Origin of the sequence: Rivularia sp. PCC 7116, assembly GCF_000316665.1 — a bacterium.
GTDB lineage: Bacteria > Cyanobacteriota > Cyanobacteriia > Cyanobacteriales > Nostocaceae > Rivularia.
This window is the reverse complement of sequence record NC_019678.1, coordinates 929,895-952,923: the sequence shown is the minus strand read 5'-3', so window position 1 is coordinate 952,923 and position 23,029 is coordinate 929,895. Positions and strand designations below refer to the sequence as shown.

At 37.0% G+C, this 23,029-nt stretch carries 16 protein-coding genes; 12 read left to right on the top strand and 4 right to left on the bottom strand.

Annotated elements, in window-relative coordinates; all coding sequences use genetic code 11:
- The first annotated feature begins 124 nt into the window (after nucleotides 1–124).
- The 4 genes from RIV7116_RS03615 (at nucleotide 125) to RIV7116_RS03600 (ending at nucleotide 7,125) form a co-directional block, all read left to right on the top strand.
- A complete protein-coding gene (locus tag RIV7116_RS03615) occupies nucleotides 125–1,231 on the top strand; it encodes a peptidylprolyl isomerase (protein WP_015116910.1) in 1,107 nt (368 codons plus the stop codon).
- A 560-nt stretch (nucleotides 1,232–1,791) separates the two neighbouring features.
- Nucleotides 1,792–4,152, top strand: a complete 2,361-nt coding sequence (locus RIV7116_RS03610) for a PAS domain S-box protein (protein ID WP_015116909.1) — start codon at nucleotides 1,792–1,794, stop codon at nucleotides 4,150–4,152.
- Nucleotides 4,153–4,448: 296 nt separating this feature from the next.
- Nucleotides 4,449–5,663: an EAL domain-containing response regulator gene (locus tag RIV7116_RS03605; protein WP_015116908.1), complete on the top strand. Its 1,215-nt coding sequence runs from the start codon at nucleotides 4,449–4,451 to the stop codon at nucleotides 5,661–5,663.
- Between the two features lie 562 nt (nucleotides 5,664–6,225).
- Complete coding sequence (locus tag RIV7116_RS03600) at nucleotides 6,226–7,125, top strand: phytanoyl-CoA dioxygenase family protein (RefSeq protein ID WP_015116907.1); 900 nt, start codon at nucleotides 6,226–6,228, stop codon at nucleotides 7,123–7,125.
- A 124-nt stretch (nucleotides 7,126–7,249) separates the two neighbouring features.
- Here RIV7116_RS03600 and RIV7116_RS03595 read toward each other — a convergent pair whose 3' ends face one another.
- Entirely contained in the window at nucleotides 7,250–8,143 is an 894-nt protein-coding gene (locus RIV7116_RS03595) for a DMT family transporter (RefSeq protein ID WP_015116906.1), read from the bottom strand.
- Nucleotides 8,144–8,465: 322 nt separating this feature from the next.
- Here RIV7116_RS03595 and RIV7116_RS03590 point away from each other — a divergent pair, with 322 nt between their 5' ends.
- The 3 genes from RIV7116_RS03590 to RIV7116_RS03575 all read left to right on the top strand — a co-directional run bounded on the left by RIV7116_RS03590 (nucleotide 8,466) and on the right by RIV7116_RS03575 (nucleotide 10,689).
- On the top strand, nucleotides 8,466–8,813 hold the full coding sequence (locus RIV7116_RS03590; RefSeq protein WP_015116905.1) for a hypothetical protein: 348 nt from the start codon (nucleotides 8,466–8,468) through the stop codon (nucleotides 8,811–8,813).
- 535 nt (nucleotides 8,814–9,348) lie between these two features.
- Entirely contained in the window at nucleotides 9,349–10,188 is an 840-nt protein-coding gene (locus RIV7116_RS03580; protein ID WP_015116904.1) for a helix-turn-helix transcriptional regulator, read from the top strand.
- Nucleotides 10,189–10,281: 93 nt separating this feature from the next.
- A complete protein-coding gene (locus RIV7116_RS03575) occupies nucleotides 10,282–10,689 on the top strand; it encodes a RidA family protein (protein ID WP_015116903.1) in 408 nt (135 codons plus the stop codon).
- Between the two features lie 397 nt (nucleotides 10,690–11,086).
- On the opposite strand, the gene acnB is transcribed toward RIV7116_RS03575, so the two are convergent.
- Complete coding sequence (gene acnB / locus RIV7116_RS03570; protein ID WP_015116902.1) at nucleotides 11,087–13,747, bottom strand: bifunctional aconitate hydratase 2/2-methylisocitrate dehydratase; 2,661 nt, start codon at nucleotides 13,745–13,747, stop codon at nucleotides 11,087–11,089.
- Between the two features lie 489 nt (nucleotides 13,748–14,236).
- Here acnB and RIV7116_RS03565 point away from each other — a divergent pair, with 489 nt between their 5' ends.
- The 5 genes from RIV7116_RS03565 to RIV7116_RS03545 all read left to right on the top strand — a co-directional run bounded on the left by RIV7116_RS03565 (nucleotide 14,237) and on the right by RIV7116_RS03545 (nucleotide 17,639).
- On the top strand, nucleotides 14,237–14,557 hold the full coding sequence (locus tag RIV7116_RS03565) for a 2Fe-2S iron-sulfur cluster-binding protein (protein ID WP_015116901.1): 321 nt from the start codon (nucleotides 14,237–14,239) through the stop codon (nucleotides 14,555–14,557).
- A gap of 80 nt (nucleotides 14,558–14,637) precedes the next feature.
- Nucleotides 14,638–14,817 (top strand): hypothetical protein, encoded by a 180-nt coding sequence (locus RIV7116_RS03560; protein WP_015116900.1) that lies wholly within the window; start codon nucleotides 14,638–14,640, stop codon nucleotides 14,815–14,817.
- A gap of 128 nt (nucleotides 14,818–14,945) precedes the next feature.
- Nucleotides 14,946–15,539: a hypothetical protein gene (locus tag RIV7116_RS03555; RefSeq protein ID WP_015116899.1), complete on the top strand. Its 594-nt coding sequence runs from the start codon at nucleotides 14,946–14,948 to the stop codon at nucleotides 15,537–15,539.
- 377 nt (nucleotides 15,540–15,916) lie between these two features.
- Complete coding sequence (locus RIV7116_RS03550) at nucleotides 15,917–16,975, top strand: DUF3326 domain-containing protein (protein WP_015116898.1); 1,059 nt, start codon at nucleotides 15,917–15,919, stop codon at nucleotides 16,973–16,975.
- Between the two features lie 76 nt (nucleotides 16,976–17,051).
- Entirely contained in the window at nucleotides 17,052–17,639 is a 588-nt protein-coding gene (locus tag RIV7116_RS03545) for a CPBP family intramembrane glutamic endopeptidase (RefSeq protein ID WP_015116897.1), read from the top strand.
- Between the two features lie 186 nt (nucleotides 17,640–17,825).
- Here RIV7116_RS03545 and bcsA read toward each other — a convergent pair whose 3' ends face one another.
- Nucleotides 17,826–20,462 (bottom strand): UDP-forming cellulose synthase catalytic subunit, encoded by a 2,637-nt coding sequence (gene bcsA, locus RIV7116_RS03540; RefSeq protein WP_015116896.1) that lies wholly within the window; start codon nucleotides 20,460–20,462, stop codon nucleotides 17,826–17,828.
- 117 nt (nucleotides 20,463–20,579) lie between these two features.
- On the bottom strand, nucleotides 20,580–22,880 hold the full coding sequence (locus RIV7116_RS03535; protein WP_015116895.1) for a cellulose biosynthesis cyclic di-GMP-binding regulatory protein BcsB: 2,301 nt from the start codon (nucleotides 22,878–22,880) through the stop codon (nucleotides 20,580–20,582).
- Nucleotides 22,881–23,029 lie beyond the last annotated feature (149 nt).

Genomic DNA, 23,029 nt, shown 5'->3' with positions numbered 1-23,029 from the left:
GTATTCCTATACCATTTTCGCTACCTAGACTTTCTTCGTCTACCGAAGCTTACTCTACTGTGGGAAGATTATTGGTAGGTTACGACGAAATCTAAAATAATTTGATGTTGCATTGTTAGATTCCATGTTCAATTTATTAAAATCTTCTTTGAAGAATTGTCTAATTACATTGCTGTTGGTTGCGCTATTTATAGGAATTAGTACAACCGGATGGACTTCTTCTAGTATTGCGGCTTTACCGGCGGGAAATGCGATTACCGATGGTAAAGCTTTATTAAGGTATGCGCTTCCCATAGATAACGAGCCGGTGCGGAAATTACAAAAAAGTTTGGAAGATATTGCAACCCAGTTAAGGGCAAATCGACGCTGGGGAGCTATCTCTAATGATTTAAAAACTGCTGCGCGGATTTTGAGCAAGCCAGAGAAAATATTAGCAAGCGTTCCTGAAAAAAATCAACAGCAAGCCTCCGCTTGGATTGACGAATTAGGAACTGGTGTAGAAAAACTCCAAGAAGTAGCCAAATCTAAAGATAAAGAAGAAACTTGGATAGAAAGAGCCAAGCTTTTGGATTTGGTAAGCAAACTCGAAGAATCTATGGTGACGGGTTTTCCTTATGAAGTGCCTGCAGAATACAGTAATTTACCCCAGCTAAAAGGACGTGCCACCGTAGAAGTTAAAACGACTCAAGGAGATCTTGAAGTTGTTTTGGATGGCTATAGCGCTCCCGTTACTGCCGGAAACTTTGTTGATTTGATTGAGCGGGGCTTTTACGATGGTTTAGAATTCTTGCGTGCTGAAGATTTTTATGTACTGCAAGCTGGAGATCCACCGGGTGAAGACGCAGGATTTATTGACCCAAAAACAGGAGAGTATCGTGCTATTCCCTTAGAAGTACTTGTTGAAGGTGATAAAGAGCCAATTTACGGCATAACTCTTGAGCAGGCCGGACTTTACACAGAAATGCCTGTTTTACCTTTCTCTTCTTATGGTGCAGTCGCAATGGCTCGTCCCGAAACTGAAGTTAACGGAGGATCTTCCCAATTTTTCTTCTTTCTATTTGAGCCCGAACTAACTCCAGCTGGACGTAACTTGCTCGATGGACGCTATTCCGTGTTCGGCTACGTCACAGCAGGTAAAGAAATTTTGGAAAAAATCAAGGAAGGGGACAAAATCGAATCGGCTAAGGTTATTCAAGGAATAGAAAATTTAGTTGAACCCCAAAATGCATAGATAATCACTAACCACGAGGCTTGATTACGGTTTTTGGCGTTGCTGAATTGAAATATGAATTTATTATTACTGTCTAACGGTAGCCCCCTACATCCCCCCTTCTTTGGGGGACTTTAAATTATATTTCTCCCCCAGAATTGGGGGTTGGGGTGCTATTCATACTTTTAATCAGCAACGCCCGGTTTTTTAAACTCAATAACTTTTGACCGCAACCATGATGCAAATGCCAATCATAGCAATGGTTGCGGTTATTTATATAATTGTCTGCTTCCAAAGATGACTTGCGATTTGCAGAAACCCAGAAAGCGTTGCTCAATTATGGGATGGTTTAACTCTGTGCCCGAAGGAATTATTAATAGTTTCAGATGCTACTTCATCCTGCATTTAAGCAATGCCACCCAGAATTGCCATTTGCATAGTAAATTTTTATTGATTCAAATACAGATTTCAGTATTTATACCCGAGTTATTATAACCTTTAAGAGACAAAAATATGAGAAGGGGTTTTATCTAAGCTAGTGCTCGATCGAGATATTGTGAAAACTATTCTCTTATAAATTTATGCCAACTGCCTTTCCAGCTTTTTCTTCACTACCTTTAGAAAACTTAATTGACTATGCTCCAGCGATCGTGGGAGTAGAAACAACAGTCTGGGATGTCATAGCGTTGATGGATGGACAACCACCTATAGGAAGTGTGTTGGTAGTGGAAAACTGGCGAGTTGTGGGTGTATTTTCATGGCAAGATGCTTTAAAGGTGGTAAAGTCCCAAATCAATTTAAAAAAAAGTAAAATTACTGAATTTATGAGAACTTCAGTAATCAAGATTAAATATTCTCAGATTCAAGATACAGCATCAATTTTGAATATTATAGCTGACACAAAAGATGCAGTATTAATTGAAGATGAAAAAGGTCTATTAGTAGGTAGTATTGCTCGTGAAGCAATTAATGCCTTTTTACTTGAAAATTATCAGTCGGAGATAACAAGAACAAAGAAAATAAATTACACAGAACAAGAGATTAGACGAACTGAAGAAACAGATAACAATCAAAATATAGAAAGTTTAATTTACTTTCGACAAGCTTTAGAAAATAGTAGTGAAGGCATTGTAATTACAGATATAGCAGGTCATACAATTTATCAAAATTCAAGTTTTCTTCAAATATTTGGTTATGCTGCTGAAGAGTTAAATGCATTGGGGGGACTACCATTTTTATGGAAAAATGAGTGTCAATACGAAGAATTATTAGCAAACATAGAACAAGGAAAATCTTGGCGACATGAATTAGAAATGACAAATCGTAAAGGTGACATCTTGCATTTTGATGTACGAAACGATGCAATCAAAGATGTCACTGGTGAAATTATTGGTATGATAGGCATTTATACTAATATAACTGAAACTTTAAAAACACAACAGGCTTTACAATTAAAGAATACAGGTTTTAATGCTAGTCAGAATGGCATAATGATTTTTGATGTTAGGTTAGCTTCTAAACCAATTGTTTTTGCTAATCCTGAATTTGAGCGTATTTGCGATGAGAGTATATCGCAAGGGTTAGGATTCAAAAATAGTTTTGTTGACAATATTATTTTTGAAATAAATAAACTTCTAAAATCATGCCATTATTCTTATTTAAAATACAGCGATATCATCTTACGCAATTACTGTAAAGATGGTAGAGAATTGTGGTATCAATTTAGTGTTTCACCAATTTTTAACCGCGATAGAAAGATAACTCATTATATCTGTATTCAAACTGATATTACTAAGCATAAGCAGACAGAAATGTCACTCTTGATAACACAAGAGAAATTGCAACACATGCTATTTTCTAGCACCGGAGTAATCTATAGTTCAGAAATTTACGAAGATTATGCAGTTACTTTTATAAGTGACAATATTGTAGATATAACTGGTTACCAATCAGAAGATATTTTATGCGATTCTAACTTTTGGCTAAGCCACATTCATCCAGAGGATATACAGCTATATCTTACAGAACTGACAAAAGTATTTACAGAGAAGAAAGTAAGTATAGAATACCGATTTTTGCATGAAAACGGCAATTACATTTGGATATACGAGCAATCAAAATTGATAAAAGATAATGCCGGAAATCCTTTAGAAATCATCGGCTATCGTATTGAAATTACCGAGCGTAAGAATCTCGAACAAGATTTACAACAAACCTTAGAAAAAGAAAAAGAAGTTAACGAACTTAAATCCCGCTTTATTTCAATGGCTTCTCATGAATTTCGCACGCCCCTAAGTACTATTCTTTCTTCATCAGAGTTGCTTGAAAATTACCATCATAAATGGGACGACGAAAAGAAACTTAAGCACTTTCATAGAATTAATAAGGCAGTTCAGCACATGAACAGTTTATTACATGATGTATTATTTCTTAGTAAAGTAGAAGCAGACAAAGTTGATTCTAATCCCCAAGAGTTAGATTTAGTAGAGTTCAGCAGTCAGTTAATAGAAGATGTGCAAATCAATCAGAAAGCAAATAAAGTAGATAAAGCAGATATTAAATTTGATTTCATAACAAGTCATGCTCAACTGATTGGCTACTTTGACGAAAAATTATTAGCTCACATATTCAATAACTTAATATCTAACGCAATTAAATATTCTAAAAGCGGAACTACCATTACATTAACTCTGGATGCTCAAGATTCACAAATTTTATTTGAGATTCAAGACGAAGGAATCGGCATACCTCCAGAAGATTTGCCATCCTTGTTTGATTCTTTTCATAGATGTAACAATGTAGGTAATATTCCGGGCACTGGATTGGGATTATCAATTGTCAAAAAGTGTGTAGATGTACTTCAAGGTGATATTAAAGTTTCAAGTGAAGTAGGCGTAGGTACAAAATTTTCTATTAAGCTACCAGTAGTAAATCATAGCTAATAATGAGATAAATATATAGCTTTCAAAGTAAATCGCATAATTTATCGGTTGAACTCAATAAATATAATGTATTATTGTTTAATGTTTTCAGTAGAAATACGATGGCAGTTATAAAAAAATATGCAATATAAATACAGGTATATAAAAATATCTAGATTCCTATCTTCCAAAAATTATTGTGCCATAATGTATTAAATATTTATGTACTTTGAGTGAAAAAAACTCTTAAAACGATTGCTTTAAAAAAAAATCAATTCTAAAGCAATCAAAAGTAATCAAAATTAAATCTCAAAACTATGACTAAAATATTAGTAATTGAAGATGAAGAGTCAGTACGCGAAAATATTTTGGATTTATTGGAAGCTGAAAACTTTGAAACATTAGCTGCTGCGAATGGCAAAATAGGGTTAGACTTAGCAGTTTCTGAGGCTCCCGATTTAATATTATGCGACTTGATGATGCCAAATATTGATGGTTACGAAGTTCTAAAAAAGTTGAACTTGCAAGCATCTACAGCAACTATCCCATTTATATTTCTTACAGCTAGAAATGCCAAGGCGGACGTTCGTCAAGGTATGGACTTGGGTGCCGATGACTATCTTACCAAGCCATTCACGCGTTCAGAACTGTTAAATGCAATCATGAGTCGATTAGAAAAGCAAACAGATGATATAAAATATCTTTCCAAAAATAATCAAAACTCGGCTCGTTTTTTACCAGAACTTCAAATTCTCAAAAGTAGTTTACTCAGAACTTTAGCAAAAAGAAAATTAAGAGAATTTCAAGTTCATTATCAACCAATTGTTGATACTACCTCTGGTTCGATAGTGGCTGCTGAAAGCTTAGTTCGTTGGCAAAGTTCGGAATTAGGGTTAATTTCCCCTGCGGAATTAATCCCTTTAGCTGAATCCACAGGCTTAATTATTCCAATTGGAGAATGGTTGATCGAGAATGTCTGTAACCAAACAAAAATATGGCAAGATGCGGGTTGCAAAGATTTCTACGCTACAATAAATATCTCAATCAACCAATTAGTTGAGCAGGATTTTGTTTCAAAATTGCTTATATCATTAGCAGAAAATAATTTGCATCCGTCTTCTTTAGAGCTAGAAATCACAGAGGGGGTGATTGAACATGATATGAATACAGCAATTAACCGAATGCAAGAGCTACAATCTCATGGCTTGAAACTTTCTATCGATGATTTCGGTACTGGAAATTCATCTTTAATCTATTTGAAGCAGCTACCAATCAATACTTTGAAAATCGACCATTATTTTGTCCATAACATTGACAAGGATAGACAAAAATTAGCAATAACAAAAGGCATTATTGAAATGGCTCATAACCTTGATTTACAGGTAGTTGCCGAAGGTGTAGAAACTAGAACAGAGTTTAATATTATCAAAGCTCTTAAATGCGATAAAACACAAGGTTATTTGTTAAGTCATCCTTTACCAGTGGCAGAATTTGAAGAATTATTACTAACTAACCAATGTTTATTAGCATAAATATCTATAAAAATAGCAAAGTATTAAATTTTATTCTAATCTTCATTTTTTAATTATGAGTTGACTGCTATCTAAAATGTAAAAGAGAACGCAAAACTCAAGTAATTTTTTTTTAATTCTATAGCCAACACGTATTTACCTCTATAAGCTAGCATCAAAAGCAAATATTTAGTTACGTAATATAAAGCAATGTTTCTGTAAATTTAACATCTTCCCATAATATGCTTTGCGTAAAGCTTCAGAATCCGAACGGGTTCTGAAGCTTTTTATGTTAGGATAAAAACTTGTGTACTATGTAATAATACATATAATGACTATATCTTAAAGTAATATAAACGCCGAGTTGAAAACTGACAATCTTTTTTTATCAAAATAATATAAAGCCAGTGTTAAGTAATTTCTCCTAAAAGTAAATTTTTTGCAAATTGAAAGCCTTGCTGAGCTTATACGGGGAAAAATATGTAATTGTATATTTGATTTGTTCAAAAAATTTTATACACATCTAGCTTTACATAATTGTTTTCGTTTGCGTTATTTCTGTGCCGTAATTCTAAGTTAAGTTATGTATAAAAAAATTGTCTATAAAATTCGGAACGAAGTATCATTGAATACTCGCCAACTTCCGTTTTTGTGTACTCAAGATGAACTTAATTATCGAGTAGCACGGAAGAGGCACTTTGATAATTTACCCGCTATTTCGGATTATGAACAAAGTTTGATAGACACAATCAAAAGTGAAGGAGTTGCAATGACTTCATTAGAAGCCCTATCCATTCCTTCTACTAAGCCGATGTTTCAATCAGCTAAAGCATTGATGCCGAAAATTCCGCGAAGCCTGTCTCAAGGTAAAAATGAATATGTAGTTCATGCCACTCCCGAGCAAATTTTAGAACATAAAGAAATTTTTCTTTGGGGTTTAGAGCAGCCTTTAATCAATATAGTTGAGAACTATATTGGTTTGCCAGTCGCTTATCATGGGGCATATTATCGTAGAGATACTACTAATCCAGTTCAACTCAAGTCACGACTATGGCATATCGATCCTGAAGATAGAAGAGTTTTGAAAGTAATTATTTATCTTAACGATGTAAATGAAAAAAATGGTCCTTTTGAATATATTCCTCAATCATTTACCGATAAAATAATTTCTTCTTTAAGATACAAATATGGTTATGTACAAGATAGAACAATGGAAAAGGTGATATCGCCTTTACATTTTAAGTCTTGTTTGGGAGTTGCTGGAACTGTTGTTTTTGCTTCTACCGGTAGTATATTTCATAGAGGTAAAATACCAATTTCTTCTGACAGGTATACACTCTTTTTTGACTATACTTCTAGAAATCCAATAGTACATAATCATTATGGTGCTTCTTTTCTTAGTCACGAACACATAGAATCGTTGGCAAAAAATCTTACACCCCAACAAAAAGAGTGTGTTTTCTGGAAAGAAAATTCTTGGTAACCTTTCAGTTGGTAGTCATAATGTTATATCTACAGTTTGATATTAAGCTTATGCGAACAAAAGTATAAATTGGGTGTTCGAGATATTATAATTTCATCATTTTTTTCAGGGGCTTCTCTTACTTTTAAAGATAAAACAATAATGCAATTCCACTAATGGAAATAAAAACACCCAAAATTGCTCGAATACTCACTTTTTCTCCCATCAAAATTGCAAAAGGTATGACAAAAAGAGGACTGGTTTGTAATAGGGTGGAAGCAATTCCTACAGATGTAAGTTTTATGGCGGTTTGTTGCAGCCAAATTCCTAAATAAGTTCCGCAGAAAGCGGCAAAAAAAGTTCCTAAAATTACTCGTGAATTCAGAAAGTTATCATGACGAAAGCTTGCTTGCTTTCTAGATAATTTCCATATCAGCAGAATTAATGTCCCAGCACTCAACCTTACTAAAGCAGCCCACAAAGGACTAATTATAGTATCCGCAATTGCACTACGCGAAAGTACCGCACCAATTGCACCAGCTATTGCTGTTAATAAGCCAAAAACTATACCCTTTTTAAATTCTCCAATTGATATATTTTTTACATCCGCTGTGCGCTCGCTTACAACCCAAGCCACTCCTAATATTGTTACTAAAATACCGCACCAAGCCAAGGCATTTAACTTTTCTTGTAGAAAAAACAGTCCAAAAATTGCTGACATTGGTGAAGTTAGGGTTTGCATTAGTAATGCTCTTCTAGCTCCCAAACTATTTATAGTATTAAAAAACAAAGTATCGCCCAAACTTATACCAATAACTCCGCTCAACAGTAACAAACACATTGGTAAAGTCGCGATTGAAGGAAATAAATCTCCCCTTGCCAAAATTGTAAATACAAAAAGCGCGATCGCAATTATTCCTTTAATCAGATTTAACTGTAAAGGTGGAATCCGCGCACCCAGCTGACTATAGACCACGGACGCAATAGACCACAAGCAGGCAGCAGACAAAGCTGCTACTTCCCCTGAAAAATATATCATTACAAATATTAAGAAATATTAAGAAGAGTAACTTGCTCTTTCCAATTAGTGAAAATCTTTAATATTTTAATATAAATAGCGTTATAAATATTAGCACTCTATGAAGCTTTCTGCTAATTTTTTTGCTAAACGAATATTAGCACTTTCAATTGTTAACTGCTAACTTTGTACCGGATAAATTTTAGCACTATATCCTGTATATTGCTAGCTTTATTTAAATAATATTAATCGCAAATTTGATTGTACTTAATTATTTATTGGCAAACCAGCGCTAAATCATATCTTTAAAAATCAGAACTTTTTTACAACCTGGAGGAATCCGATGAAATATACTTTCGATATTGTAGGTGTATCTCCAATATTGCACTTTTTTAACCATCAACAACAGAATCAGGAAAATCCGCAAAGTCAAGGTGTGGAGTACTTGGGAACTCATAAATGTACTTTAGATGCATTTCTCGAAACAGTGGAACCAGTTCCTTCTAAATGGGGCTGGAATATGGATGAAGTAGTAGATACCGTCATTAAGTTCTGGATGAACAATTCAGAAAGTATTGGGTACTGGAAATCCCGTTTAACTGATGCGGGTGATGATAATTTATTGGTTGGTAGGGTTGCAGATATTAAAGCCTTGAAATCGGAATTTAATTCTTTGTTGGGAGAAGGTTGATAATACCTTAAGAAAAATAATGCCCTCACCCTCTAAGGGTGGGGCTACAGAAACAAAGCCCACCTGCGTGGGCTAATATTTTTCATATGAAAAGATAATTAAAAAAATATTTTATTTGTAGGTTGGGTTAGACGCATGAGAACATTTGATATGAAACGAATATTTTATAATGCGTCGTAACCCAACATCGAATCGTGGTCTTTATTTAACTATCTGATGTTGGGTTTCGCTTCGCTCTACCCAACCTACTCCCTAGTTGCCAGGATAGCGGATATGAAAGCGTTGAAATCAGAATTTAATTCTTTGTTGGGAGAAGATTGATCATACCTTGGAAAAAGAATACCCTCAGTTTGAAATCTGGGGCTACATAAGCAAAGCCCGGCGACCTGGGCTATTTATTTTCTTATATAAAAAAGAAGTTCAAAAAAAGATTTTGATTATAGCTTCGGTTCTGCTTTCATTGTACTTAAATTACTCGTTGAAATATATGATAGTAATATCAACGAAAGTTGACATTTTTAAAGAAGACAGGTGAATGTCTGTATCTCCCGATTTAATTATCTCTAGCGATGCAACAGGTTGGGATAATATTTCCCTTGCTCATTACCGTCAGGCTGCGGGTAGCTTACCTCAACATTGCTCACTTCATCACGAAATTTGTATCAATTTTGGTAAACCTGTTGTTCTCGAACAAATAATAGATGGATATTCCGAAATTATCCATTCAGCAACAACTCAAGTGGGTATTTATCCAGCAAATACCAATAAGTCGTTTGTCTGGGATAGTGAAGCTGAGTTTCTGCTACTGTATCTAAAGCCGTCACTACTCACGCAGTTAAGTGAAGAAGGCTGGGGAAAAGATAAAATCGAATTTGTTCCGCAATTAACGGGATTTTTCGACCCCTTGATTGTGCATATGGGATTAGCACTCAAAAATGCGATTGAAGCCAACGGTTTAGGTAGTCGCTTATATGCAGATTCTATGGCTAATGCTTTAGGAATTCATCTTCTATCTCGATACTCTACACAAAAATCTAATGTTAAACAACATAAAGGAGGGTTATCCAAGCAGCAGTTAAAACAAGTGCTTAATTATATGAATGAGCATTTGGATCGAAACTTAAGTTTAGCTGAACTTGCGGCAATTGTTCGTTTAAGTTCATATCACTTTGCCCATTTATTCAAGCAATCTATGGGTATTCCACCTCATCAGTACCATATTCAGTGCCGAATTGAACGTGCTAAGGAATTACTTCGTAGAGGAGATATGGCAATTAAAGATATTGCCCAAGTTGTTGGATTTTCTAGCCAGGGACATTTTACCTATCACTTCAAGCGTCTGACAGGAATTACACCCAAAAATTTTTTGCATTAATAGCAAGAACTTGGAAAAACACCGCAAAAACCTTGCATACTTAAATGTCATTATTCCGCAATACTGTGTTTAAGAATTGATGGAGTATTGAACATGACACAAAAACAATATACTAAAGAAGCTAAATATCTGGGTTTACATATAGAAGAAGAATTTGGTTATGCCCAAGCTGTTAAAGTGAATGACACCATTTATCTTTCGGGGCAGGTAAGTCTTGATAATGAAGGTAATGTTGTAGGAATTGGCGATATGGAAACTCAGGTGCGTCAGGCTTACACAAATATTAAAAAACTACTTGCACAATATAATGCTTCTATAGAAAATGTTGTCGATGAAGTAATTTTTATCACAGATATGGAAGCAGTTTCAACAGCAGAAGTAATAAAGTGTAGACGCGAAATGTATTCTGGTAATCCTGTAGTAGCAAGCACTGTTATAGAAATTTCTCGCCTTGGTTTTCCCGAACTCATGGTTGAGATTAAGTGTGTTGCTAAAATATAGGATTAAGTAAAGCAAAATAATTGTAATTGTAGGTTGGGTTAGGTGGATAAGAACAATTGATACTTAATAAATTAGGACTTACGCACTGTACAAAAGAAATATCTTATGCATTAAGGTAAATACTTTGTTTCAGGCTTTTGGATGTCGCTTTTAATTTTGGCGATTGCCAAAATCTGATTTAAAAATCTAGCTATAAGTCTTGAAAACTATACCTGTTATTTAGCCTTTTCTGTCAATGCGTAAGTCCTATAAATAATTAATCGTGCGTCGTAACCCAACATCGAATAGTGTTGTTAATCCTAATATAATTATAAAACAAAAAAGCCCGCACGGGCGGGCTTCGTTCATATAGCCCCACCCTTCAGGGTGAGGGCTTACTTATCCATCAAAACATCAATTACTTAGCCCCACTCGGCATCCCCAAAATATCCTCAATCTTCGGCATTTCCTCCAACGGAATCACTCTACCTTCATCCTCAAAACCAGCAATTTGGTCAAAGTTTAAATACTTATACAAATCATCAGCAAAAGGATGAATTTTATTCGCCACAATATCCATATATTCCTGCACCGAAGGCAATTTACCTAATAATCCACAAACCGCTGCCAATTCCGCCGAACCAAGGTAAACTTGTGCGCCTTTACCCATACGATTGTTGAAGTTTCTGGTAGAAGTAGAAAACACCGTAGCGTTATCTTCTACTCTTGCTTGGTTGCCCATACATAAGCTACAACCCGGCATTTCTGTACGAGCGTTTGCTTCTTCAAATACTTTGTAAATACCTTCTTCTTTCAATTGTTTTTCGTCCATGCGGGTAGGAGGACAAATCCACAATTGAGTTGTAACTTTTCCGGCATTCTCTAATACTTTAGAAGCGGCTCTGTAATGTCCAATATTGGTCATGCAGGAACCAATAAATACTTCGTCAACTTTATCACCTACTACTTCCGATAGTAATTTTACGTTATCGGGGTCGTTTGGTGCGGCTACTATTGGTTCTTTGATTTCGTTTAAGTCAATTTCGATGACTTCTGCATATTCTGCATTTTCATCACCTGACATTAATTCGGGATTCGCCAGCCATTGTTCCATTTTGGCTACTCGACGCATGATTGTACGAGCGTCTTGATAACCACGAGCTGCCATATTCTTTAATAAAGCAACGTTGGAACGCAGATATTCGGCTACAGTTTCCTCGCTCAGTTTAATGGTACAGCCAGCACAGGAACGTTCGGCGCTAGCATCGGTTAATTCAAAGGCTTGTTCTACTTTCAAGTCTGGTAAGCCTTCGATTTCCATGATTCTTCCTGCGAAGACGTTTTTCTTATTCTTCTTCTCTACTGTCAGTAAACCTTTTTGAATTGCGACGTAGGGAATTGCGTTTACAACGTCTCTTAAGGTAACACCGGGTTGTAATTCACCTTTGAATTTTACTAATACCGATTCTGGCATATCCAACGGCATTACACCCAAAGCTGCTGCAAATGCTACTAAACCGGAACCTGCTGGAAATGAAATTCCTAAAGGGAAACGAGTATGGGAGTCACCACCAGTGCCTACGGTATCTGGTAACAGCATCCGGTTTAACCATGAGTGGATAATACCATCACCGGGACGTAATGCTACACCACCACGTTGAGCAAAGAAATCTGGTAATTGTTTGTGGGTTTGTACGTCAACGGGTTTGGGATATGCTGCTGTATGACAGAAGCTTTGCATTACTAAGTCAGCGGAGAAACCCAGACAAGCAAGTTCTTTTAATTCATCCCTTGTCATGGGACCTGTAGTATCCTGAGAACCAACGGTAGTCATGATCGGTTCGCAAGACATACCCGGACGTACTCCCGGTAATCCGCAAGCTTTCCCGACCATTTTCTGGGCTAATGTGAAGCCTTTATCGCTATCTTCGGGTAGTTGGGGACGAACAAATAAAGTACTCGGTTCTAAATCTAATGCTTCGCGGATTTTATCGGTAAGCGCACGTCCTATTAGTAAAGGAATTCTACCACCAGCGCGGACTTCATCAAGAATTGTATCGGGTTTTAGTTTAAAGGTAGAAATAACTTCGCCATTTTCGTTGGTAATTTCCCCCTTGTAAGGGTGAATGGTAATTACCATACCCGTTTCTATCTTGGTGACATCGCATTCGATGGGTAGAGCACCAGCATCTTCTGCTGTATTAAAGAATATTGGCGCTATGCTACTACCTAAGATATATCCTCCCGCACGCTTGTTGGGTACGTAAGGAATATCTGCTCCTAAATGCCACAATACGGAATTAATAGCCGATTTTCGAGATGAGCCAGTTCCGACAACATCCCCGACATAAGCTACGGGATGCCCTTTTTCTTTTAATTCAGCAATAGTCGCCAACCCTTCCGGCATGGCATTTTCTAGCATTGACAAAGCGTGGAGAGGAATGTCCGGGCGCGTGGTAGCGTGGGTTGCGGGGGATAAGTCGTCTGTGTTTGTTTCTCCGGGGACTTTAAAAACGGTGACAGTGATTGCTTCTGGTACTTCTGGGCGAATTGTAAACCATTCTGCTTCTGCCCAGGAATCAACTACTCGTTTAGCGTAAGGGTTGGTTTCAGCTAATTCTAAAATATCGTTGAAAGCATCATAAACCAACAGCGTTTTACTTAAAGCTGTAGCTGCATGGGCTGCAATTGGTTCTTTTCCTTCGCCACCCATTGCTAAAGGAGTTTCGGAAGAATCCGATAGCGATATGCTAGGAGTCTGTAACAATTCAATCAAAGACTGAACATTGTAACCGCCCACCATAGTACCCAGCAACTGTACTGCTTCGATGGGTGAGATTAAAGAACATTCAACTTCTTCTTTGGCAATCCCGGTAAGGAATCCAGCTTTTACATAAGCTGCTGGATCTACCCCAGGGGAAACTCTTTCTCGCAGCAAATGCAATAAATATTCTGCTTCACCTTCGGTGGGATTTTTCAGTAATTCACACAGTTCCGACGTTTGCTTTGCATCTAATGGTAAAGGCGGAATCCCTAATGCTGCTCTTTCTTCAGCGTGTTGACGATATGATTCAAGCATTTTCATCTCCATAGATACAATTTGAAACTTATAATTTGGATGTTTATTCTTACTCTACTTTTTAGAGTAACTTTTATTGAAAACTCTTCGATTCATCTACAGATATAATTGTCAGTATTTATAACACTTACACAGCTTTATCCGACACAAATCTCTCTTCAAACAACTGCCAAAAATATTTTTTGCTAAACATTTATAATTATGAATCAAAAGCATTAGTTGATTTGTAAATCTCAACAATATTTTTAATGTGTAGATAGTCACTGTTGTTTTTCAGAAGAAAATAAAATTTATGGTATGGTGACAATTAGAATTACAAATAAACTCATAAACTAGTTTGATAATTCTTATTTATTATCACTCTACAGCCAATTCGGAAATTTTAATCTAATTGAAAATAATTATTATATATTGCTTACTAGTTGAATTGTGGGCTTATTAATAATATAAAATATTCAGTATTATACGGACGCACACCATATATTGTATATGACTACAACTTATACCGTTGAATTCATCCATCAGGGTAAAACGCATACTTTACAGGTACCTGAAGACAAAACGATTCTATCTGCTGCTGAGGAAGCGGGTTTAGAGTTACCTTCTTCATGTAATGCTGGTGTTTGTACTACTTGTGCCGGTAAAATCATTAATGGTGGTAGTGTAGACCAAAGCGACGGTATGGGAGTAAATCCAGATTTACAGAATCAAGGTTTTGCACTGCTTTGTGTCGCTTATCCTCGCTCTGATTTGAAAATTGAAACCGAACAAGAAGATATTGTTTATGAAAAGCAGTTTGGTAAGGATTAGTTGTTAATTTTAGTTAACGATTAGCCGTTATTGAATTACGGTTAATCGTTAACGGTTAACAGTGAAGAGAAGTAAATATTATGATAACTGATTTTGTTAGTGTAGAAATTGATTTACAAGAAAACACGATTGATTTACACAAAGCTGTAGAATCTGAATTACTCAAATATGGTAAGCCTTTACGTTGGGCCATTACTGCTATTGATTCTGAGAAAGGGAAAGTGGTTTTAGAAGCGGTTGTGACGAAACAGAAAAACTAATTACTATACGATCGGTAAAAATTTAAACAGTTAGAAACCCAGTTTCTTGAAAAATCGGGTTTATGAATTGTTATTAAATAATTTAGGATTGCTGTAGAGAAAATATTTTAGTAAAACATAATTAAACAATGGCTTACAGCGATTTAACCCTTACTAGGTTTAAAAATAGCTTTGATATTTATATAGAAGAAGAAGCTGATTTATTTGCTAATATTGAACCTTTGGAAGCTAGTGATAAACTAAAAGATGATTTGAAAGAGACTGCTGAACTCGCTTTAGCTATTAATACAGAAAAAGCACGTTCGGAAATGATTATTTTGCCCATTTTATTAGAAATTAGGCGTAGAGCTAATTATCAGATAAGTTTATTCTCGGGGAGTAATTTCGATGTTGATGTCGAAAAAGGCTTAAATGGTTATTGTGATTTTATAATTAGTCGCTCTAAGGAACAACTATTAATTAATGCACCCGCTATAATTATCATTGAAGCTAAAAACGAAAATATAAAAAATGGATTGGGGCAGTGTGCTGGTGCAATGTTAGCTGCACAAATATTTAACCAGCAGCGAGATAATGATATTCAAACTATCTATGGAGCAGTAACCACAGGTGATATTTGGAAGTTTCTCAAGCTAGAAGCTAGCAATTTATTTATTGATTTGAACAATTACTATATTAAAGAAATTGCGAATATATTAGGAATTTTATCTCAGGGAGTTTAGTTAAATCATTCAATTTAACCATAGCAACATAGCGTTACCATGTGTTGCAGCATCTTTATAAGAATCAACTAGCGCATCATAATAAATATAGTCAGATTCTGTTTAATGTTTTGTCTGCACCTTTTGTGATTATCAAATAGATCTTATTTGAAATAATTTTAAGTTTCTTTAATTGTCTATCGCTCAAGTCATTCCAATACTCGTCTCCCAAATAAAAATCTGTAAAATCGGGATGCTTTGTTAATACTTATACTAAAGATGGACTAACTTGCAAAAATTCTGCTATTGTTCCCATATTATTTATGCTCAAATATTGATAATTGACGATCCACACCCTAAGGGTGAAGATTGTTCGTTGAAAATTCGTAACTGAATAAATGCGTCCATATACTGCTATTTTAATTATTCCAACTGGTGTTGGAGCAGCCATCGGGGGTTACGCTGGTGATGCTTTACCCGTCGCTAAAGCTATGGCTGAGGTTTGCGATGTTTTGATAACTCATCCTAATGTCCTCAATGGTGCAATGTTGTACTGGAATCTACCTAATGCTTTGTATGTTGAAGGTTATGGTATTGACCAGTTTTGTCAGGGATATTGGGGTTTACAGCCAGTACATCAAAATAAAATTGGTTTGATTTTTGACCAAGGAATTGAGCCGGATTTACGTTTGAGAAATATTCAAGCCACAGATGCAGGTAGAGCAACGCTAGGATTAAATTTAACTGATTATGTAGTTACCGACGCTCCCTTAAATGTAGAATTACGCTCTGCTGAATCCGGTGCAAGTTGGGGAACTATAGGCAATCCCGATAGCTTACTAAGAGCAGCGGAAGTGTTGATAAATAAAGCAGATGCTAACGCGATCGCAGTTGTTGCCCGTTTTCCCGATTACATTGATCGAGAAGCGGAGCAAAACTACCGTGAAGGGAAAGGAGTAGATCCAATCGCCGGTGCCGAAGCAGTAATTAGTCATTTGATAGTGCGAGAATTTCAGATTCCCTGCGCTCATTCTCCAATATTTTCTCCACCACCTTTAGACGCAAATTTATCACCGCGTTCTGCTGCGGAGGAAATAGGCTATACTTTTTTACCAAGCGTACTTGTGGGGTTAAGTCGCGCACCCCAATTTGTTAACAGGGAATGCGAAGGTTTTTCTAGGAATAACGATATATGGGTAAATCAAGTTGACGCAGTGGTAGTACCTGCTAATGCTTGTGGTAGCAGTGCTTTACTAAGTTTGAGTCGAAGAAACACTCAAATAATTACTGTAGAGGAAAATCAAACTCAGATGCAGGTTTTTCCTCATGCCTTGGGGATGAAAACAATATCAGCTAACTCCTACTTGGAAGCCATAGGGATATTAGCAGCTCGTAAAGCAGGTATCAATCCATCTGCTTTAAGTTCTACAATATTTTCTTTACAGTCGTTAATTTAGATGTTAAATGTAATTTGTGAAGCAGCGCTTAGACATAAAGTCAATCTAAAATATACAATTCAAAATCCAAAATTGAATGACGCAACAGCAAAAGCACGAGCCAGAAATCCCATACCTGACACGTACCCAAGTGCTGATGGCAATGGGAGTGACAGCTATTATTTTATGGATAATTGCCAAACTATGGTTACAGTTAGGTAATTTTTCTTTGATGTCTTGGCGTTGGCATCAACAGGAATTATTGATCGGAGTAGCTTTAGGTTTAACTATTACCATTTTAAGCAGTTTAGCTTATCAGTTTTTACCTTTGTACCGTCAAAGTGCCAACTATTATTTAGAAATAGTATTAAAACCTTTAGCCTTCCCCGATTTAATTTGGCTGGGGCTGCTACCAGGCTTGAGTGAAGAATTACTATTTCGGGGAGTCATGCTTCCAGCTTTTGGAATGGATCATTTAGCTGTGATCGTATCAAGTATTTGCTTCGGCGTTTTACATCTGAGCGGTTCTGGACAATGGGCTTATGTCGTTTGGGCAACTATTATTGGAATTATTTTGGGTTACAGTGCTTTCTTCAGCGGTAATTTATTGGTGCCTATTGTCGCTCATATTGTAACTAATATAGTTTCTAGCTATCTGTGGAAAATACAGCAGTCAAAAGCCTAGTGAATTGTAAATTGGATTGATTGTAAATTTTAGGTTTTATATTTAGGCTTGAACTGTCGTGTCTAGGGAATAAGGAAAAAGGTTAATAGAACAACTAAAAAAACAACTAAAAACCCGGCTTTTTCAAAAAACCGAGTTTATAGGTATTTAAATTTCTACAATTTATTTAGGGTTGGAATTAAAGGCTCAAGCAGCAACGCTATTTTTATTAAAATTATCACCTGAATTATTTCTTAAAAACTGTTTGATTTTTGGAGACTGTCTGTTACGGAATTTTTCAGGGAAAGTAAGCTCTATTGCAACTTTACCGCGCTCTTCTTCAACTATATTGATTTCAGCTACAAATCGGGTGGGTGAAGCATTTTCACCTTGAGTTAATAGTAAACCAACCAGCGGTTTTACGTGCTGCATTGTTTCTAAATCTTTTTTTCCAAGCAGTCTATCATCGTTTGATAAAGATTTTTTACTATCCAATTCCAACCGTAAACCTGTAATTCCTAATTCAGTCGCAACTCCACTGAAGAAATGACCATCCCAGTAAAGTTGAGCGGTGGTATGTACCTGCTTGCGTATTTTTTTAGTGGTAGTTGGTTTTAATTCGCGTAGAGAACGGGTAATGCTGGTGGCTAAGAAACCGAGAGAAGCAATTGGTTTGTCAGCATTTTCTCGATTTTGAGAGTACCATTCTTTAACGTCGGAATACATCACTAAGGATAAATCATCCATCTGAGTACGAGTAACATTAACAAAATCTACTCCCAAATGAGTTTCCGTTTCATTTACAGGAGTAACTCGTACAACTCTCGCAGTCATCAAAACACGAGCATCAAAATCTCCCATCACTTCGACTTGTACTTCATCTGGTAAATTTGACCATGATTCTAAAGATATCAAAGCACCAGTTTCGGAAATGTTTATGGTTTCTCCCATGATGGTTTGCTCTTCGCTAGAAATTACCACCGGGAGTTGTCTTTGCAAGCGGTGAGCGGTACGAATTTGTGGTTGTTCAAATCCTACAAGTAAAGCTGCTGATAGGAGAATCAAGTTAAAGCCTGACCATAGGGTGTTAACTAGCACTGCTTCTGTATCTTCCGGTCTTAATAGCAACCAGTAAGGAACCGCTAGTAAGGAACTGACTACTAATAACGTTACTATTATCAAACCCCGCATTGATGCCCAGTCAAAGGTACGTTTGGTAACGTTTATCCCTTTATCGGTAACGTTGAAAGAACCCATTTTAGGATTAATCAATGCTAAGAGTGTTACCCAACCTGCTTGGAATGACATTACGAATTCAAAAATCTCGTTCCAGAAGGAAAAGCGGACGTGTTTGTAAATAATGTGGTTGGTAGCTAGGGAAAGGAGAATATGCGGTAAAGCATATGCTAAAGTTTCTAAACCCAAACCTTGGATGGGATTAACCCCGAACAATAAGAACAAGGTAGGAATGATTGCGTATACCAGCCGGGGATAACCGTATAAGAAGTGGGAAGTTGCGCTTAAGTAACAAATTCGTTGAGCAAAATTTAAATTCAGCTTGGGATTAAATAATGGGTTTTCCAATCTGAGAATCTGAGCCATTCCCCTAGCCCAACGTACTTGCTGACCAACATAAGCTGAGAAAGTATCTGGTGCTAACCCCGCTACCATGATTTTGTCGTAGTAAACCGACTTGTAACCTTTGGAATGTAAGCGTAATGCTGTATGACAATCTTCTGTTACCGTTTCGACCGCAATTCCTCCAACTTCTAAAGCGTGGGTTTTGCGAATTACCGCAGCAGAACCGCAGAAAAAAGATGCGTTCCAAAAATCATTACCTTTTTGCAGTACTTTATAAAATAGTTCGTTACCTACAGGGATTTTTCCGTCGGTAAGCAAGTTTCGCTCAAAAGGATCGGGATTATAAAACCAGTGAGGAGTTTGAACAAAGGATACTTTCGGGTCGTAAAAGAAACCTACTGTATGCAGAAGAAACTGTCGGGATGGAACGTGGTCGCAGTCTAGAATTAAAACTAAATCCCCACCGGTTTTATGAAATGCAGTGTTGATATTGCCAGCTTTAGCATGGTCGTTATTGTCTCGTCCCATATGGATACAGCCGAGTTCTTTACACATTTGCTGTAACTCTTCTCGTCTAACCCGGAAAGTCTCGTAACGTGGGTCATCTTTTTGATACTTTTCAGGACGACCATCATCAAGAACATAAACCTTCTTTTTGCCGGGAGCGTAATCGCAAGCTAAAGCTGCTAATGCTGTTTTACGAACAATCTCAACATCTTCGTTATAGGTAGGAATGTAAATATCAACATCAAACCATTCATCTTGGGGAATGGTAGAAATATCAACGGGTTTTCTTTCTTTAATTTTTAAGGTTTGAAAGTACGCCAAGACTAAAGTGAAAATCGCGTACAATTCCGCGCCTAACAAAGTCAAACAAGCAAGGCTATTTACCCACCCATCAAAGTTAAGCGTATAGCTCAGACGGTAATATAAATATCGCATTGTTGTTACCAGACTCAGCCACACCATGAACAGGTGATAATACTGACCGACTTCTGTAGAAGATTCTTGTTCTTCTGCTCCCAATACTAGCTGACTTAATAATATGAGAAATACTGCTATGGCTCCTTGTTGCCAAACTTCTAACGGTGTAATTATCAGCGGTATTGAAATTACCAATAGCAGTAGAATTAGCCACTTGAAATGTTTTATTCCTACTTTTTCTAAAGTGCTATCAAAAAAGTTGGGTGTTAAATCAATCAACCATCTGCTGAGGTTAAAGCGCTGGCGCTTTTTAGAAGATTTTCTAGCTGAGGTAGACATAGCAGTTATTAAATTTCTTTTATTAAAGTAAAGGTGATGTAATTAATCGGTTTTTAAAAAGGGAGCGGGAAATGGGGAATAGGGAAACCTTAATTGATTACCTATTACCCCTTGTTCTTACTTTCTGTCAGCAGTAGAAACCCGCTTTAGATACAACTGAACAATTCCGTACAGTATCAGAGATAAACCAACAATACCCGCAGGTACTAACAGCCAGTTTTCTTGAAGCATCCGCGTCATTTTGCTCAAAAGGTTAGTATCTTCGATGCGACGAGTTTCAGGAGCATTATCAAAAAATGCTAGCTGATAGCCATCTGGATCGTAAGGTGCAGGGTTTTTCTTATCGCTACCGATCAATACCGTATCTTTCTTAAGTTGGAAGAACCACGGGTCTTTCTTTAACACCTGCTGTACTTTTTCTAACCCCGAATCTGTCTGAGCAGTCAATGCTAGTACGACGCGATCGCCATTCTCATTGAGTACCTGTTTAATCATCCCCTGAGTATCTTGGGGAACTGTAACGCTTGCTTGGGCTGAACCCCGTCCGAATGATTTTGCTAAGTTAAAGCCTGGAGATTTAAATACATTGGGTAAGGGGAACTCATCTCGCGTTCCAATCCCGACTAAGTGTTCGTTTTTACGTACTTCGGGAGTTAAGGTATTCGGAGTATATACATCTAACTTGACCGCATCAGCACGACTCAATCTTCCCAAACGTTCGCTGAAAGCAAGCATTGTCAATATATCCGTACTGCTAGGCTTTTGTGGAAGTACAATTGCTGTTTCAGATAAATCTTGAGGTGCAGCAAAGGGGAAGCCATACTGCATTAATTTAAGATTCGGTAGCTCTACGGAATTTTCCCGTTTTAAATCAAAACTGGTGTCGGAATGAACGGTACCTGTAAGCTGTTGGTCTGGTGGGCTGATACAGTTAGTTTTATCAAACGGCTCTTTGGGATTCATCCGGAAAAAGACTTGAAGTTTAGAGTCAGGCTTGACCAATTTTGCCGGTAAATCTACTTTGAGGTTTTTACGCATTGCCCCTTGGTCTGAATCTAGGCGCGCTCCACCAATGAAAACCCCATCCAGCAATACTTCTACAGCAGAGGTTCTAGGATTCATTTGTGGTCCGTAGCTGTAAACCAGATTCATCGAACTACCGCGTAGAAATCTGTCATCCGGTAAAGCACGGAAGTCTATTTCAATTGGGGGAGCCGCAGAGCCACGAACGCTGACATCTTTAAAAGCATCACCGTTAAATTGAGTTTTAATCTCGCTCAGTTCAAAGTTACTTGACTCTGGTAAATAACGGGGCCATTCTCTTTTCCCTGGTGTAGTAGCTTCTTCTATTTTTTTGACAAAAACAATTCGATCCGTGCCCATTCTCCGCGAAGAAGGCTGTGCTAAAAATTGTGCAGCTTTAGCTACTCCTTTTGGCCCATTTCCAGTGGCAACCAAGACAGGGACTTTACCTTTTTTAGTAGTAGTTAGGATTAATACTCCCGTGTCTTCTGGTATTACGTTCTGATTGGAATCTAAGATTTGAGAACCTGCAATTTTACGAGGTAGATCCAAATCTTTTAAAGCAGGTTGCTCGCCGGGAGTACCGATAATGACTAATTTTTCATTGTCTGACACATCAGAGATATCCGAAATTAAATCTGTTTCTATCGGACGGAACTCTGCTTGTCTCCCCAACGAAGCTTGCAAACGGGCTGCTCCCTCCAACCAAGATTTATTAGTAGTTTGGGGTTTCAAGTAAACGATACGGTTGGTGTCTAAATCCAGGTTATCGAAGAACGGATAGGGGTAATTGCTGAAGTTGAGGGGAATTGGTTTGCGGTTGTAATTAAAAGTTAATTTTGAGTCTGGTAAAATTTCCGTCCATAAAGTTGGGTCGCTGGGGTCGCTACATCCAGAAGTATTATTTTGTTGAGCTACAATTTTAAGTTCGTTATATTCTTGCAGCAGCTTTGGAGGGATGTTTATCAGTACTCGACCAACTTGGGACTGTTTGCGATTTAAAGGAATACTACCTACAGCTGTATCGTTGACTAGCACCGTTAAATTAGAGCGATTAGCAAACAAGGCTGGCGAATGTTGAAAGCGAATCTCAGCTTTTAGTGTACCTATATCCCAGCCACGAGGGCGAGTGAAACCCAAACGACCTTCCGAATAGACTCCTCTTAAACGCATCCGATTGCCTACTATCGGACTGCGATTGAATTCTAAAATGTATTTATCATTGTATTTAGTTTGAGCAGTTTTGGAGCTTCTACTAGCTCGTGCTACCAAAATCCCTTCAGAATTAGATAGTTGATTTTGACTAGCTGCTTGTGCAGTTGGCAAAGCCGATAGCAAACAAAAAGAGATAAGAAATGCTTTATTAATGACTTTGAAATTAAATAGATGCTTCATAACACAGTTTTTTTATTATTAGGTAAGTCGAGTATGAAAATGTTTTAAAAATGTTTATTTTGTAACTGAAAAAACTGGATTTAAGTATTTGTTCGCTACTTAAGTATTGCTGATTTATTTTATTCGCTTATTGGAGAAAAATGCCACAA